Source organism: Pseudomonas anguilliseptica, from assembly GCF_900105355.1.
GTDB classification, from domain to species: Bacteria; Pseudomonadota; Gammaproteobacteria; order Pseudomonadales; family Pseudomonadaceae; genus Aquipseudomonas; species Aquipseudomonas anguilliseptica.
In genome coordinates, this window is the sequence record NZ_FNSC01000001.1 from 1,542,831 (window position 1) to 1,558,489 (window position 15,659).

General features: G+C 56.5%; 13 protein-coding genes and 1 pseudogene. 8 read left to right on the plus strand and 6 right to left on the minus strand.

Features of this window, described 5'->3' with window-relative positions; all coding sequences use genetic code 11:
- From yidD to rpmH, 3 genes are read right to left on the minus strand one after another with little or no spacing between them, the layout of a single operon-like run.
- Window positions 1–246 (minus strand): membrane protein insertion efficiency factor YidD, encoded by a 246-nt coding sequence (gene yidD / locus BLW24_RS07535; RefSeq protein ID WP_090254202.1) that lies wholly within the window; start codon window positions 244–246, stop codon window positions 1–3.
- On the minus strand, window positions 239–640 hold the full coding sequence (rnpA, locus tag BLW24_RS07540; protein WP_208600150.1) for a ribonuclease P protein component: 402 nt from the start codon (window positions 638–640) through the stop codon (window positions 239–241). The genes yidD and rnpA overlap by 8 nt, the downstream gene beginning before the upstream one ends.
- A 14-nt stretch (window positions 641–654) precedes the next feature.
- Window positions 655–789, minus strand: a complete 135-nt coding sequence (rpmH, locus tag BLW24_RS07545; protein WP_002551315.1) for a 50S ribosomal protein L34 — start codon at window positions 787–789, stop codon at window positions 655–657.
- Window positions 790–1,269: 480 nt separating this feature from the next.
- Between rpmH and dnaA the strand changes: the two genes are divergently transcribed.
- From dnaA to BLW24_RS07570, 5 genes are all read left to right on the plus strand, one after another.
- Window positions 1,270–2,745, plus strand: a complete 1,476-nt coding sequence (gene dnaA, locus BLW24_RS07550; protein WP_090387656.1) for a chromosomal replication initiator protein DnaA — start codon at window positions 1,270–1,272, stop codon at window positions 2,743–2,745.
- 31 nt (window positions 2,746–2,776) lie between these two features.
- A complete protein-coding gene (gene dnaN, locus BLW24_RS07555) occupies window positions 2,777–3,880 on the plus strand; it encodes a DNA polymerase III subunit beta (protein WP_090378695.1) in 1,104 nt (367 codons plus the stop codon).
- Between the two features lie 7 nt (window positions 3,881–3,887).
- Window positions 3,888–4,991: a DNA replication/repair protein RecF gene (recF, locus tag BLW24_RS07560; protein ID WP_090378697.1), complete on the plus strand. Its 1,104-nt coding sequence runs from the start codon at window positions 3,888–3,890 to the stop codon at window positions 4,989–4,991.
- A gap of 4 nt (window positions 4,992–4,995) precedes the next feature.
- A complete protein-coding gene (gene gyrB, locus BLW24_RS07565; protein ID WP_090378700.1) occupies window positions 4,996–7,413 on the plus strand; it encodes a DNA topoisomerase (ATP-hydrolyzing) subunit B in 2,418 nt (805 codons plus the stop codon).
- Between the two features lie 390 nt (window positions 7,414–7,803).
- A complete protein-coding gene (locus tag BLW24_RS07570) occupies window positions 7,804–10,194 on the plus strand; it encodes a TrlF family AAA-like ATPase (protein WP_244161107.1) in 2,391 nt (796 codons plus the stop codon).
- Here the strand turns inward: BLW24_RS07570 and BLW24_RS27390 are convergent.
- Window positions 10,187–10,543, minus strand: a complete 357-nt coding sequence (locus BLW24_RS27390; protein WP_244161108.1) for a hypothetical protein — start codon at window positions 10,541–10,543, stop codon at window positions 10,187–10,189. The genes BLW24_RS07570 and BLW24_RS27390 overlap by 8 nt on opposite strands.
- Window positions 10,544–10,750: 207 nt before the next feature.
- Between BLW24_RS27390 and BLW24_RS07575 the strand changes: the two genes are divergently transcribed.
- Genes BLW24_RS07575 through BLW24_RS07585 form a run of 3 tightly spaced genes read left to right on the plus strand, consistent with a single transcriptional unit; the run spans window position 10,751 to window position 13,706 of the window.
- On the plus strand, window positions 10,751–10,990 hold the full coding sequence (locus BLW24_RS07575; protein ID WP_090378703.1) for a type II toxin-antitoxin system RelB/DinJ family antitoxin: 240 nt from the start codon (window positions 10,751–10,753) through the stop codon (window positions 10,988–10,990).
- The gene (locus tag BLW24_RS07580; RefSeq protein WP_090378706.1) at window positions 10,980–11,267 is read left to right on the plus strand and encodes a type II toxin-antitoxin system RelE family toxin; all 288 of its coding nucleotides are present in this window, start codon (window positions 10,980–10,982) and stop codon (window positions 11,265–11,267) included. The genes BLW24_RS07575 and BLW24_RS07580 overlap by 11 nt, the downstream gene beginning before the upstream one ends.
- A gap of 51 nt (window positions 11,268–11,318) precedes the next feature.
- Window positions 11,319–13,706 (plus strand): TOTE conflict system archaeo-eukaryotic primase domain-containing protein, encoded by a 2,388-nt coding sequence (locus BLW24_RS07585; protein ID WP_090378709.1) that lies wholly within the window; start codon window positions 11,319–11,321, stop codon window positions 13,704–13,706.
- Between the two features lie 387 nt (window positions 13,707–14,093).
- Here the strand turns inward: BLW24_RS07585 and BLW24_RS07590 are convergent, their stop codons facing one another.
- The gene (locus BLW24_RS07590; protein ID WP_090378713.1) at window positions 14,094–15,035 is read right to left on the minus strand and encodes a phosphatidate cytidylyltransferase; all 942 of its coding nucleotides are present in this window, start codon (window positions 15,033–15,035) and stop codon (window positions 14,094–14,096) included.
- A gap of 1 nt (window position 15,036) precedes the next feature.
- Window positions 15,037–15,657 (minus strand): annotated as a pseudogene (locus tag BLW24_RS07595) (lysophospholipid acyltransferase family protein).
- Window positions 15,658–15,659: the final 2 nt, after the last annotated feature.

A 15,659-nucleotide genomic window follows, 5' to 3' on the forward strand; every position in this document is an offset into this window, starting at 1 on the left:
TTATTCGGCCATCGAAGAGGAACGGGAGGTTTTCACGCAGGGAACCGGGTCATAGCCACCGGGATTCCACGGGTGACAGCGGCCAAGCCGACGCAAAGTCAGCCAGCCACCGCGCATGACGCCATGATGTTCAATGGCTTCAAGCGCGTAGCAAGAACAGCTTGGGTAGAAACGACAGTGACTGGCCATCAAGGGGCTGATGGCGTAGCGGTAAAACTGGATAGGAAGCAAAGCCAGTTTACGCATGGGGACTGTCGTTCACCCCAGATGTTGCGACGGCTTCCGGGCTTGGCTTACTGCGTTCGAGGCGTTTCCAGAGTTTGCCAAACTGGCGAGCCAGTTCGATATTTTCCAGATCACCAAGGCCTTTACGCGCAACCACAACGATGTCCCATCCCACCAGGTTGTCCTGATTGAGACGGAACGATTCGCGGATCTGACGTTTCAGACGATTGCGCTCAACAGAGAGCTTGACGCTCTTCTTGCCGATCACCAATCCCAGTCGGGGGTGATCAAGTTCGTTGTTGCGCCCCAGCAGCAGGACATTTTTGCCCGGAGCTTTGCCGCTAGGGGAGTCGAAGACTGCCTTGAATTGTCGGGGGGTTAGCAGACGCTTTTCCCGACTGAAGTCTCGACTCACCACAAGACCGAAATTTAGACGGCGAGACGCTTACGGCCCTTGGCGCGGCGACGCGACAGGACAGCACGGCCGTTCTTGGTGGCCATACGAGCACGGAAACCGTGGGTGCGAGCGCGTTTGATAGTGCTGGGTTGGAAAGTACGTTTCATGGTGCGGTACCTGGGTGGTCGACTACGGGCCGGAATGGCCCCCGTTTTAAGAGACCGGCAATTCTAGAGAAACCCGAGGGTCAGGTCAATTTCCAACCAGGCTTTTCCTGAATAAAGAAATATAAAGAAGAGAATATTTAAAGATGTTTAGTGATGTTAGTAGCTATTAGCTGGTCATCGGTCTGTGCATAAGTGCTTGAAGGCCAACAGGTTAGGGCTGTTCAGCCAAGGGTAAGTCTGTCGAAAAGGCGTGCTGCAACTGTGTGGAACCCGTCCACAAGCTGAGGATGGAATGCCGTTTTACCCACAGCAGGGTTTTCCACCGGGTTTTACCCTGGGTTATCCCGTGAGCTTATGATTGGTTATCCACAGCCTTTTTCCGCCTTGCTCATAAGCAAGCTTACATGTGGATAACTCAAGCCTCGGCGGCTACAATGACGGCTGTTTTTTGCCTCGCGCCTTGCGATTTAGGGGATGTCCGTGTCTGTGGAACTTTGGCAGCAGTGCGTCGAGCTTCTGCGCGATGAGCTGCCTGCTCAGCAATTCAACACCTGGATCCGTCCACTGCAGGTCGAAGCCGAAGGCGACGAGCTTCGTGTCTATGCGCCGAACCGTTTTGTCCTCGACTGGGTTAATGAGAAGTACCTCAGCCGTTTGCTTGAGCTACTGACTGAACGGACCAATGGTCTGGTTCCTGTGCTTTCCTTATTAATAGGTAGCAAACGCAGTTCGGCACCGCGCGCGGCAGCTGCCAGTACCCCGTCCGCGGCACCGAGCATGCCTGCACCTGCTGCAGCGACTGCATCTGCATCTGCATCTGCGGCCGTGCAGGCAGAACCCTCGCGCGCCAGCTTTGATCCAATGGCAGGTGCGGCCAGCCAGCAGGCGCCGGCACGCACTGAGCGTACGGTGCAGGTTGAAGGCGGGCTGAAGCACACCAGTTATCTGAACCGTACCTTTACCTTTGATAATTTCGTTGAAGGTAAATCCAACCAGCTGGCCCGCGCAGCGGCCTGGCAGGTGGCAGACAACCCAAAGCACGGTTACAACCCGCTGTTCCTTTATGGTGGTGTTGGTCTGGGTAAGACTCACTTGATGCACGCGGTGGGTAATCACCTGCTGGCGAAGAACCCGAATGCCAAGGTGGTGTACCTGCATTCCGAGCGGTTCGTCGCGGACATGGTCAAGGCCTTGCAGCTGAATGCGATCAACGAATTCAAGCGCTTCTACCGTTCGGTGGACGCACTGCTGATCGACGACATTCAATTCTTCGCTAAGAAAGAGCGTTCCCAGGAAGAGTTCTTCCACACCTTCAACGCCTTGCTCGAAGGTGGGCAGCAGGTGATTCTCACCAGTGACCGCTATCCGAAAGAAATCGAAGGCCTGGAAGAGCGTCTCAAGTCACGTTTCGGTTGGGGCCTGACGGTTGCCGTCGAGCCGCCTGAGCTGGAAACCCGCGTGGCGATTCTTATGAAGAAGGCCGACCAAGCCAAAGTCGATCTGCCACACGATGCCGCCTTCTTTATTGCCCAGCGTATTCGCTCCAACGTGCGTGAGCTGGAAGGTGCCTTGAAGCGTGTTATCGCCCACTCGCACTTCATGGGCCGTGACATTACCATCGAGCTGATCCGCGAATCGCTCAAGGATCTGTTGGCCCTGCAGGACAAGCTGGTCAGTATCGACAATATTCAGCGCACGGTCGCCGAGTACTACAAGATCAAGATTTCTGATCTGCTGTCCAAGCGTCGCTCGCGTTCTGTTGCTCGCCCGCGTCAGGTGGCCATGGCCTTGTCGAAAGAACTGACCAACCACAGCCTGCCGGAAATTGGTGATGCCTTCGGCGGCCGCGATCACACAACGGTATTGCATGCATGCCGTAAGATTGCTGAACTTAAGGAATCCGACGCGGACATCCGCGAGGACTATAAGAATTTGCTGCGTACGCTTACAACCTAATACGCAACTCCACTAGGCAAGGGACTAGACCATGCATTTCACCATTCAACGCGAAGCCTTGTTGAAACCTCTGCAACTGGTCGCCGGCGTCGTGGAACGCCGTCAGACCTTGCCGGTTCTCTCTAACGTGCTGCTGGTGGTCGAAGGCCAGCAGCTGTCGCTAACCGGCACCGACCTGGAAGTCGAGCTGGTCGGTCGCGTCACCCTGGAAGAGCCTGCGCAGCCGGGTGAGATCACTGTACCCGCCCGCAAGCTGATGGACATCTGCAAAAGCTTGCCGGCTGATGCGCTGATCGATATCCGTATCGACGAGCAGAAGCTGCTGGTCAAAGCCGGCCGTAGCCGTTTCAGCCTGTCCACCCTGCCCGCCAATGATTTCCCGACTGTTGAAGAAGGCCCAGGCTCGCTGACCTTCAGCCTCGTACAAAGTCGGTTGCGTCGCCTGATCGAACGCACCAGCTTTGCCATGGCCCAGCAAGACGTGCGTTATTACCTCAACGGCATGCTACTGGAAGTACAGACCGGCATCCTTCGCGCAGTTGCCACCGACGGTCACCGTCTGGCCATGTGTTCGATGGAAGCGGCGATCGAGCAGGTTGAACGCCATCAGGTCATCGTGCCGCGCAAGGGTATTCTTGAACTGGCCCGCTTGCTTACCGAACAGGACGGCAGCGTCAGCATCGTTCTCGGTCAGCATCATATTCGCGCCACCACCGGCGAGTTCACCTTCACCTCTAAACTGGTCGACGGCAAGTTCCCGGATTACGAGCGTGTACTGCCACGTGGTGGTGACAAGCTGGTGGTTGCCGATCGTCAGGGCCTGCGCGAAGCTTTCAGCCGTACCGCGATTCTGTCCAACGAAAAGTACCGCGGCATTCGCCTGCAACTGGAATCTGGTTTGCTGAAAATTCAGGCCAACAACCCAGAGCAGGAGGAAGCAGAAGAAGAGATCGCCGTGGACTACAACGGCAGTTCGCTGGAAATCGGTTTCAACGTCAGCTATCTGCTCGATGTGCTGAGTGTAATGACTACCGACCAGGTGCGTCTGATTCTCTCCGATGCCAACAGCAGTGCCCTGGTGCAGGAAGCTGACAACGACGACTCCTCTTATGTCGTTATGCCGATGCGTCTGTAACCGCTGAATGTCCCTTACTCGCTTTACCGTCACCGCGGTGCGTAATCTGCACCCGGTGACCCTCTCTCCCTCCCCGCGCATCAACATCCTTTCCGGCGACAATGGCAGCGGCAAAACCAGCTTGCTGGAAGCCATTCATCTGCTGGGTCTGGCTCGCTCGTTTCGCAGCACTCGTCTGCTTCCTGTCATTCAATATGATCAGCTCGCCTGCACGATTTTTGGTCAGGTGCAGATGTCTGATGGTCGGCAAAGCAATCTGGGCATTTCGCGTGATCGTCAGGGCGAGTTTCAGATTCGTATCGACGGGCAGAATGCGCGCAGTGCTGCGCAACTGGCCGAGACCTTGCCGCTGCAACTAATCAATCCGGACAGCTTCCGTCTGCTTGAAGGCGCACCGAAAATTCGTAGGCAGTTCCTCGATTGGGGAGTGTTCCACGTGGAACCTCGTTTTCTGCCGGCCTGGCAGCGCCTGCAGAAGGCCCTGCGCCAGCGGAACTCATGGCTGCGGCATGGTACACTTGACGCCGCTTCGCAGGCGGCCTGGGACCGTGAGTTGTGCCTGGCCAGCGACGAAATTGATGGTTATCGGCACGCCTATATTCAGGCCCTGAAACCTGTTTTTGAACGCACCCTGAATGAGCTGGTTGAACTGCAAGATTTGACTCTCAGTTACTACCGCGGCTGGGACAAAGAGCGCGAGCTGAATACAGTGCTTGCCTCTACCCTCTCCCGCGATCAGCAACTGGGTCATACCCAGGCTGGCCCACAGCGCGCCGATTTAAGGTTGCGCCTGGGTGCGCACAATGCCGCCGAGATACTCTCGCGCGGTCAGCAGAAATTAGTTGTATGTGCTCTGCGCATTGCGCAAGGCCATTTAGTCAATCAGGCCAAGCACGGCCAATGCATCTATCTGGTGGATGACTTGCCGTCAGAACTGGATGAACAGCACCGTCGTGCGTTGTGCCGATTGTTGGAAGACTTGCACTGCCAGGTGTTTATCACCTGTGTAGACCATGAATTGTTGAGGGAAGGCTGGCGCACGGATACGCCAGTTGCCATGTTCCACGTGGAACATGGTGGCATTACCCAGACCCACGACCACCGGGAGTGAAGGCATGAGCGAAAACCAAACGTACGACTCCAATAACATTAAGGTCCTCAAGGGCCTGGATGCCGTACGCAAGCGGCCTGGTATGTACATCGGCGATACCGACGATGGCAGCGGTCTGCACCACATGGTGTTCGAGGTGGTCGATAACTCGATTGACGAGGCCTTGGCTGGGCATTGCAGCGAAATCACCATCACCATCCACCCGGATGAGTCGATCAGCGTGCGTGACAACGGCCGTGGTATTCCGGTCGATGTGCACAAGGAAGAAGGCGTTTCCGCCGCTGAAGTGATCATGACCGTCCTGCACGCCGGCGGTAAGTTCGACGACAACAGCTACAAGGTTTCCGGCGGTCTGCACGGCGTGGGTGTTTCCGTGGTTAACGCCCTGTCTAAGGAACTGGTTCTGACCATCCGTCGCAGTGGCAAGATCTGGGAACAGACCTATGTGCATGGTGTGCCCACAGCACCTATTGCCACGGTGGGCGACAGTGACACTACCGGTACGCAGATCCACTTCAAGCCGTCCGAAGAGACCTTCGCCAATATCCATTTCAGCTGGGATATTCTGGCCAAGCGCCTACGCGAACTGTCGTTCCTCAACTCCGGCGTGGGCATCCTGCTCAAGGATGAACGCAGCGGCAAAGAAGAGCTGTTCAAGTATGAAGGAGGCCTGCGTGCCTTCGTTGAATACCTCAACCACAACAAGACTGCGGTCAACCAGGTGTTCCACTTCACCGTGCAACGTGATGACGGTGTTGGTGTCGAAGTCGCCCTGCAGTGGAACGACAGCTTCAACGAGAACCTGTTGTGTTTCACCAACAACATTCCGCAGCGCGATGGTGGTACTCACCTGGCCGGTTTCCGTTCGGCGCTGACACGTAACCTGAACGCCTATATCGAGCAGGAAGGTCTGGCCAAGAAGCACAAGATCGCCACCACCGGTGACGATGCCCGTGAAGGCCTGACCGCGATTATTTCGGTAAAAGTACCGGATCCCAAGTTCAGCTCGCAGACCAAAGACAAGCTGGTTTCCAGCGAAGTAAAAACTGCGGTCGAGCAGGAAATGGGCAAGTACTTCTCCGACTTCCTGCTGGAAAACCCCAACGAAGCCAAGGCCGTGGTCGGCAAGATGATCGACGCTGCGCGCGCCCGTGAAGCGGCGCGTAAGGCGCGTGAAATGACCCGCCGTAAAGGCGCCCTGGATATCGCCGGGCTGCCAGGCAAATTGGCCGACTGCCAGGAGAAAGACCCTGCCCTTTCCGAACTCTATATCGTGGAAGGGGACTCCGCGGGCGGTTCTGCCAAGCAGGGCCGTAACCGCAAGACCCAGGCCATCCTGCCGCTCAAGGGCAAGATCCTCAACGTCGAGAAAGCGCGTTTCGACAAGATGATTTCCTCCCAGGAAGTCGGCACCCTGATCACCGCCCTGGGCTGTGGTATCGGTCGCGATGAGTACAACATCGACAAGCTGCGCTACCACAACATCATCATCATGACCGACGCAGACGTTGACGGTTCGCACATCCGTACCCTGTTGCTGACCTTCTTCTTCCGTCAGTTGCCTGAGCTGGTCGAGCGCGGCTACATCTATATCGCCCAGCCGCCGCTGTACAAGGTCAAGAAGGGTAAGCAGGAGCAGTACATCAAGGACGACGAGACCATGGATGAATACATGACCCAGTCGGCCCTGGAAGACGCCAGCCTGCACGTCAACGAAAGCGCGCCAGGTCTGTCTGGCGAGGCGCTGGAGCGTCTGGTCAACGATTACCGTCTGGTGATGAAAACCCTCAACCGTTTGTCGCGCCTCTACCCGCTGGAGCTCACCGAGCACTTCGTCTACATCCCGCGCGTGGAAGCCGAGCAACTGGCGGACAAGGCAGCCATGGAGCAATGGCTGGGCCTGCTCGATGCTCGCCTCAAGGGGATGGAGAAGTCCGGCCTGGTCTACAAAACCAGCCTGCACGAAGACCAGGAGCGTCATCTCTGGTTGCCGCAGGTGAAACTGGTGTCCCATGGGGTTTCCAGCTACATCATTTTCAACCGCGACTTCTTCGCCAGTAACGATTACAAGACCGTTACCACTCTGGGCGATCAGCTCAACAGCCTGCTTGAAGAAGGTGCCTTTGTGCAGCGCGGCGAGCGCAAGAAACACGTCAGCACCTTCAAGGATGCACTGGCCTGGCTGATGGCCGAAAGCACCAAACGCCATAGCATCCAACGCTATAAGGGTCTCGGTGAAATGAACCCGGATCAACTCTGGGAAACCACCATGGACCCGGAAGTGCGTCGCATGCTCAAGGTGCGTATCGAAGACGCGATCGCCGCCGATCAGATCTTCAACACCCTGATGGGCGATGCCGTTGAACCGCGTCGGGACTTTATCGAGACCAATGCACTGGCAGTGTCCAACCTGGACTTCTGATCAGCTGTCGACGGGCAGGTTAATTGTCATGATTGTGCGAGTTATTGTCATGATAAAACCTGTTACTACCCCGGCCTAGCGCCGGGGTTTTTCATTTTGGATCAGTACTTTAGAGAAAGCTGTGCAGTGTCGTTGAGCGTTATTTGTAGTGAAGCTACAGGGAAAGTAAGGAAAATATCGTTTTACGGATGTAAAAATCTGGGCGATCCGAGAGGCGGTCGATGCGTGGCAATTTAGGGCAATCGATACAGCGTCGCCCATCAGCGTTATAAAGGTGAGTCTATGAAGGCTGATGCGATGCGCTAGCCCTAACGCTTCAACAATCGATTCCTAGAGCGCTCGTTGCTTTGATCAAGAATTGATATCAATTAGCTCAACGTAGGAAGAAATATGAGCGACCAATACACCTTCGCGAAATTCTGGCGCTGTGCCCTACAGGTCAACCCTGTCGGCTACAACGGCACTTATCGGGGCGCTGACCACGGTCTGGATGAGCAGAGCTACAACCAATCCCTGCTCCAAAAATGCCTTGAGCTGGGCATCACTGTGGTTGGTTTGGCCGATCATGGCAGTGTTGGCAGCGTCGATGCTTTGCGTCAGGTTCTCCAGCCGCATGGGATCGTGGTGTTCCCTGGCTTTGAGATTGCCTCGAACGATAAGACCCATTACGTCTGCCTATTCTCTGAGGATACAACCGGGCAACTGCTCGAACGCTACTTGGGCAGCCTCGACCTGCTTGACCCGTCGGATGGTGTTCGTCCATCTAGGTTGAGTTCAGAGCAGTTGATCGAGAAGGTAGATCAGCTCGGTGGATTTATTTATGCCGCGCATTGCACGCAGGACAGTAGTCTTCTGAAAAACCACCTCCAGCATGTGTGGAAGCACCCCAAGTTGCGTGCGGCTCAGATTCCGGGCTCGATAGATGATTTGGCAGGTGTAGAAAGTGATTTCTATCGAAAGGTGTTACTGAATAAAAACGACGCCTACCGGCGCGACCGTCCCATGGCAGTCATCAATGCCAAAGATATCGCGAAACCAGAGGACTTGGAGCAGCCTGGGGCCACATGCCTGATTAAGATGACACACCCCAACTTTGCAGCCTTCAAGGTTGCGTTTCTCGACCCTGGATCGCGTACTCGGCTGAACTCGCAACAAGCTCAAAGCCCGATTGGAAAAGTGGTCAGCATGACCGTTTCGGGTGGCTACCTTGATGGCGTCCGAGTGGATTTCTCCGATCACCTAAACACTGTTATTGGTGGACGCGGGACGGGCAAGTCAACTTTGCTGGAATGTCTGCGCTTTGCCTTGAACTGCCCGCCCAAAGGGAAGCAGGCTCTGAAGCTTCATCTAGAGATCATCAAGGAGAACCTCGGGTGCTCGGCAGGCCGTGTAGATCTGGTTGTGGTCTCATCGACCCAGAATGGCAAGCAATACACCGTTTCACGGCGTTATGGCGAACCGCCAATGGTTCGTGACTCGGACGGCAACGTTTCTACCTTCCTCCCGCGAGATCTACTGCCCGACATTGATATCTATGGGCAGAACGAGATTTACGAGTTGGCACAGGATGAAAGCAGTCGGGTGCAGTTGTTGGATCGCTTCCTTCCTCAAGATGGGGAGTATGAGGAGAAGAGCGCTGATGTTCGCATGCGTTTGACCGAGAACCAGCAGAAGCTCGCTAAGTCCTTGTCCGACCTCGATGATGTGACGGCGCAGGTGGATCGCTTGCCCAAGCTAGAGGAACAGCTAGCCGGTTTTGAAGAACTGGGCATCAAGGAAAAACTAGCCAAGACAGCACTGCTCGCCAGAGAGCGGGAGATAGCGAAAAGCTCCACGGAGAGCGAGCAGTCCCTACGGGATGCCCTTACCAATTTTCGTGACAGCCTGCCTGACCTCACCTTCATCAATGATGAAGCCCTTGAAGGCGTGCCTGATGCTGCCCAGTTGATTGCCATGCGCACGACGCTGGAGGGAGCCAGACAAGGTTTCGCCTCTCATCTGGCTGAAATGAGTGCTTTGCTGGATAAGGCGGCCGGTTTGTTCACCGCACAGCATGAGGCTTGGCAGCAGGCCATTCAAAAACATGAGGTAGAACTGGAAAAGGCGCTTAGGGCGTTACCTGATACGGCGGGCAAGAGCGGGCAAGAGGTCGGTACTGCATATCAGAAGCTCATGACCGACATCGAGCGCATCAAGCCAATGAAGCCACGGCTGACGACGCACGAGGGGCAAGGCAACATTTTGAAGCATGAGCGTCGCAATCTGTTGGCCGAGTTATCTGACTTACGAGGGCAGCGCATTCAAGCCTTGCAGAAGGCCGCAAAGCGCTTGAGCAAGAGGCTAGATGCAAAGCTCAAGATCGAAATCGTGCCAGAAGCGGATCGCTCTCCACTGAAAAGCTTCCTGTTAGGATGCAAACTTGAAGGTGTCGGGGAAAAGCGGCTGGCCTGGATAGATGAGGCTGATGCGATCAGCCCCCTGTCGTTGGTGCAGTCTATCCAGGGAGGCTCAGTTCTTGTTCAGCTGGACTGGGGGGCCTCGCAGCTGGTGGCTGATGCCCTAACCAAGCTCCAACCGTCTCAGCTTATGGAGCTAGAAGCTCTGGAGCTGGAGCACCGGGTAGATATCTTCCTGAACGTTGCTCATGGGCAGGCTGATCCAGTGTTCCGCCCGCTCAACAAATTGTCGACTGGGCAGCAATGCACAGCAATCTTGCACATGTTGTTGCTGGAGAACACAGATCCGTTGTTTATGGATCAGCCGGAAGACAACCTTAGATAACGCTTTCATCGCGGATCGGATTGTTACCGAGCTGCGGGATGCCAAAACCACTCGACAGTTTCTTTTTGCGACGCACAACGCGAACATCCCCGTCTTTGGTGATGCTGAGTGGATTGGCGTTTTTACTGCTGCTGAGAACCAAGGTTGTCTCGGGCTGGATGCTCAACGGTCGATTGATGTGCCTGAAATCCGTGATCAGGTGGCCAGCATTTTGGAGGGCGGGCGTGATGCCTTTATTCAACGCAAGGAGAAATACGAGTTCTAGGCTAAACGCGCCGCCTTGGAGACTGTCGGGCGAATTTTCTGATGGCGTGGGTCGGCGGTTGGGGAGTCGAACCGGGCTGCGCATGACGGGCGCTATGTTCAATGATGCCCAGCTCCGGACAGGGTGCTGGCGACTACTTCAGCATTATGTGGCTACCGGGCACCTGGGGTGTGGTGCCGCAGTCAGGAGGCACTTGGTCGGTGTGTTACTGGCGGGGGTGCCAACCCGCTTGCCAAACGACGGCTACCCTGTCACTGTAAATACGAATGTCATTACAGTGAGGACCGCACCATGGCGTCCATCAATATCCGCATCGACGACGAGCTTAAGGCGCGTGCTTACCAGGAGCTGGAAAAGCTCGGCGTCACCCCCTCTGAACTGATGCGCCAGGCTTTGCAGTATGTGGCCGAGCGCGGACAGTTGCCATTTCGCCCGGTGCTGATGACCGAGGAAGATGAAGCGTTAGTCGCCACGGTTCGTGAGCGCCTGGCCGCTCCGCAGCGCGTGAAGGTCTCGCTGGATGATCTATAGCCTCGAATTTGATGCACGGGCATTGAAGGAATGGCAAAAGCTGGGTGATACCGTTCGCCAGCAGCTCAAGAAAAAGCTCGCTGAGGTATTGCTGAATCCGCGAATCGAAGCCAACCGCCTCCATTCGCTGCCTGACTGCTACAAGATCAAACTGCGCAGCAGTGGTTATCGCTTGGTGTACCAGGTGATCGACCATGAGGTGGTGGTATTTATGGTGGCGGTTGATCGCCGTGAACGTGAGCAGGCATACCGCAAGGCAGCCGAGCGCCTTAAGTAGCGGATTAGGCCAGCTGTTTCCCTAACGACTGAAAAAGGTGGTCTCGGCACGATGGATGGCGGTGATCTGCTTGAGCATTTACGGGCCGAAAATGCGCGCTTGATCGCGTTGTTGCAAGTGCATGGCATTGAGTGGCGTTTGCCTGACGAGCCTCCGCTAGTTGAACTGGCTAGCCCGCCTCCACTGATAAGTTCGAGTCTAGACACGGATGCCAAGCTGGCGCTGTTCAAGCGATTGTTTCAGGGGCGAACCGATGTGTTTCCCATGCGCTGGGAAAGCAAGGCCGGTAAAACAGGCTATTCACCCGCGTGCGCCAATGAATGGCGAGTGGGTGTGTGCGAGAAGCCACGGATCAAATGTGGGGACTGCTCGTACCGCCAGCTTCTGCCGCTGAACGATCAGGTGCTCTATAAGCATCTGGCCGGAGATATTGTTATCGGCGTTTACCCCTTGCTGCCGGATGACAGCTGCTACTTTCTGGCGGTGGATTTTGACGAAGCCGATTGGCGCGCGGATGTCACGGCTTTCGCTCAGTCATGCCGTGAGCTGGGTGTGCCCATGGCATTGGAAATATCCCGCTCAGGCAACGGGGCGCATGCATGGATTTTCTTCGAGCGTAATGTCCCTGCCCATGAGGCTCGCCTGCTAGGCTCCGCGATCATCAGCCATACCTGCGAGCGTACCCGGCAACTGACGCTGGGCTCGCATGACCGGCTGTTTCCAAATCAGGACAGCATGCCCAAAGGCGGCTTTGGCAACTTGATTGCCCTGCCCTTGCAGAAGCGAGCCCGCGCGCTTGGAGGCAGTGTTTTTGTCGATGAGACGCTGACGCCCTATCCCGATCAGTGGGCATTTCTGGCCAGTATTCAGGCTATGCCTGTGCAGGACATTGCGCCGACAACCCTGCGGGCCACTGGCGGTCGCCATCCACTGGATGTCAGCGCAGTGGCGGATGACGATGAGCTGAAACCCTGGCATCGCACACCGGTCAAGACTCAGAAATTAGCGTGTGCGCTGCCCGCATCAGTGAACGTGACCCTGGCCAACCAGATCTATTTCAACAAATCGGAATTGCCGCAGCCATTGGTCAACAAGCTCATTCGCTTGGCGGCTTTTCAGAACCCTGAGTTTTACAAGGCACAGGCTATGCGCATGTCCGTGTGGAATACGGCGCGGATCATCGGCTGTGCGGAAAACTTTCCCCAGCATATTGCTGTGCCGCGTGGTTGCCTGGATGACGTGCAAACGTTATTGCATGACAACGGGATTGAGCTGGTACTGCACGATGAGCGCTTCGCAGGAGAGCCCATCGATGTCTACTTTGCGGGCACGCTACGCCCGGATCAAGAGGCTGCTCTCGAAGGCATGTTGGCGCACGACACCGGCGTCCTCTGTGCGCCCACTGCTTTTGGGAAAACCGTCACGGCTGCCGCGCTGATTGCCCAGCGTGGTGTGAACACGCTGGTGCTGGTGCACCGGACGGAGTTGCTCCAGCAGTGGAAGGAGCGGTTGCAGGCGTTTCTGGGTGCAGACAAAACGAAAGTCGGCACCATCGGCGGTGGTAAGGCCAAGCCGACAGGCATCATCGATATTGCCGTAATGCAGTCCTTGTCGCGGCAGGGCGAAGTCAGCGAGCAGGTGAAAAACTACGGGCAAATCATCGTAGATGAGTGCCACCACCTGTCAGCTTTTTCGTTCGAGGCCCTCCTCAAGGCTGCTGGGGCTAAATATGTGGTGGGGCTGACCGCTACACCCATACGTCGTGATGGTAAGCAGCCGATTATTTTCATGCAGTGCGGGCCCATTCGGCATACAGCGAGTAGGCCTGAGAGTGCTCCAGCTGATCTGGCCGTGACGCCGCAGTGGCTTTCTCGACCGATAGTCATGCCTGAAGGGGCAGGCATCCAGGATGTTTTCTTGCAGGTGTGCAGCGACACAGAGCGAACAGCCAAGATAGTTGCCGAGGTAGGTGACTCTTTTGACCAAGGTCGGAAGATTCTGGTGCTGACTGAGCGAACGGATCACCTCAACGCCATTGAGGAGCAGCTGGTTGGTCGGGTCGAGAATCTGTTCACTCTGCATGGGCGGATGTCCAAGAAGCAACGCGCGGTGCTAATCGACGGATTGGAAGCACTGCCACCCGATGCCCCACGGGTGATCCTGGCAACCGGGAAATTGGTTGGGGAAGGTTTCGACCACCCGGCACTGGATACCTTGGTACTGGCTATGCCGGTTTCCTGGAAGGGCACTCTCCAGCAGTATGCGGGCCGCCTTCACCGGGAACATGCGAGTAAGGCGGATGTGCGCATCATCGACTTCATTGATGCCGGACATCCTGCTTTGCTGCGGATGTGGAGCAAGCGCCAGGCGGGATACAAGGCTATGGGGTATCGACTTGCTGATTCGTCCAGCTCAATGGAGCTGCTGGCAAAGGGCTAATGAGTCCTCATACAGCCACCAAGCTTTCCGTCCGTCGGAGGTGGAAAGTGGCTGTTTCCTACTCTGTGGATTCGCCGTAATCTGAGCCGCATTGACAGGTTGTCAATCCAACCAAGCCCTCAGGCCGGTAGGTTGTATGACTGAAATGTAGTGCCGATGGCAGCTAGTTTCAGGTGCTTGCGGAAAATGACATTAATAGTGGTCATTTCTACAGGAAATGACACTTAATGTGGCTCAATCATGCCAATTATCGCGCCCAATTCTCCTGTAAGTTATTGATTTATATAGAGTTGTGAATGACAGGTTTATCGCCCGTCGACACAGCCACCGCTCGTATCAGCCAAAAAAAATGCCCCGGATATCCGGGGCATTTTTATTCCGCTCGGCTCAAGCCAATGACACCCACCAGTAGCGCACGAAGTGGAAGAAGATCGGCGCGGCGAAACACACCGAGTCGAGGCGGTCGAGCATGCCGCCGTGGCCTTCGATCATATGGCCCCAGTCCTTTACCCCGCGGTCGCGTTTGATCGCCGACATCACCAGGCCACCGGAAAAGCCCAGCAGGTTGACGGTCAGGGCCATCAAAGCGGCCTGCCAGAAGCTGAACGGGGTGATCCAGCACAGCAGCGCGCCGACCAGGCAGGACAGGCTGACGCCGCCGACAAAGCCCTCGACGGTTTTCGACGGCGACAGACGTGGCGCGATCTTGTGCTTGCCGAACAACTTGCCGCAGACGTACTGCAGCACATCAGACAGCTGCACCACGATGATCAGCCAGGCGATCAGCAGCAGGTTGTGCCCTTCATAGCCCGGTATGTCCAGGGTCAGCAGTGCGGGAACCGAGGAGATGCAGTACACCGCGATCATCAGCCCCCACTGCACCTTTGACGCACGTTCGAGAAAGCGCGTGGTATCGCCGCCCAGGGAGGCCAGGATCGGCAGCAGCAGGAACAGATACACAGGTATAAATATGGCGAACAGGCCGTACCAGTCCAGGGCGATCAGCAGGTATTGCATGGGTAGGGCGAAGTAGAAGGCCGCCACCAGAGCCGGGTAGTCGCTGCGCCGCGTTGGTGTGAGGGTCATAAACTCGCGCAGGGCGTAGAACGAGACGAAGTAGAACAGCAGAATCACGCCCAGGTTGCCGAGCAGGAAGGCGATGCCAATCACCAGCACCATGACCCACCAGGCGTTGATCCGTGCATTGAGGTTGTCGACTACCGGGTTGGCGCTGCCGCCACTGCGCCACTTGAGGAAATAGCCGATGGCCGAGGCGAGCAGCAACAGCGCGCCGATACCGGCGAACAGCAGCAGGGTGTTGTTATCCATCTCAAGCTTCCTCGGGTGCTAGGGCCAATAAGGCGTTACGGGCGCGCTCGAGGAACGCCTGCTTGCTTTCATCTTCCATATGTTCCAGCGGCGTGCCGAAGCTCAGGGTGCACAGCAGTGGCAACGGCAACGCCCTACCCTTGGGCATGACCCGGTTAAGGTTGGCAATCCACACCGGCACCAGTTCGATCTCGGGACGCAGCCGGGTCAGGTGGTACAGGCCGCTCTTGAACGGCAGCAAGCCGTCCTCCAGGTTGCGCGTGCCCTCGGGAAAGAGGATCAGCGAGTCGCCTTGATCCAGGGCATCGAGCATGGGCTGCAGTGGGTTGGCTTGTGGCGTGGCGCGCTCGCGGTCGATCAGTACGCCGTTGAATACGTTATTGATCAGGTAGCGCCGCACGCCGTCACGCTGCTAGTAGTCCGCGCCGGCTACCGGTCGGGTACGGCGCCGCAGTTCATCGGGCAGCGATGCCCAGAGCAGGACGAAATCGCCGTGGCTGCTGTGGTTGGCGTAATACAGCCGTTGCACAGGTTGTGGCGTGCAACCGAGCCACAGCGCGCGGGCGCCGGTAAGCAGGCGCGCAGCCGAGGTGATAACGAAGGCGGTGAGGGATGCGAGCATGG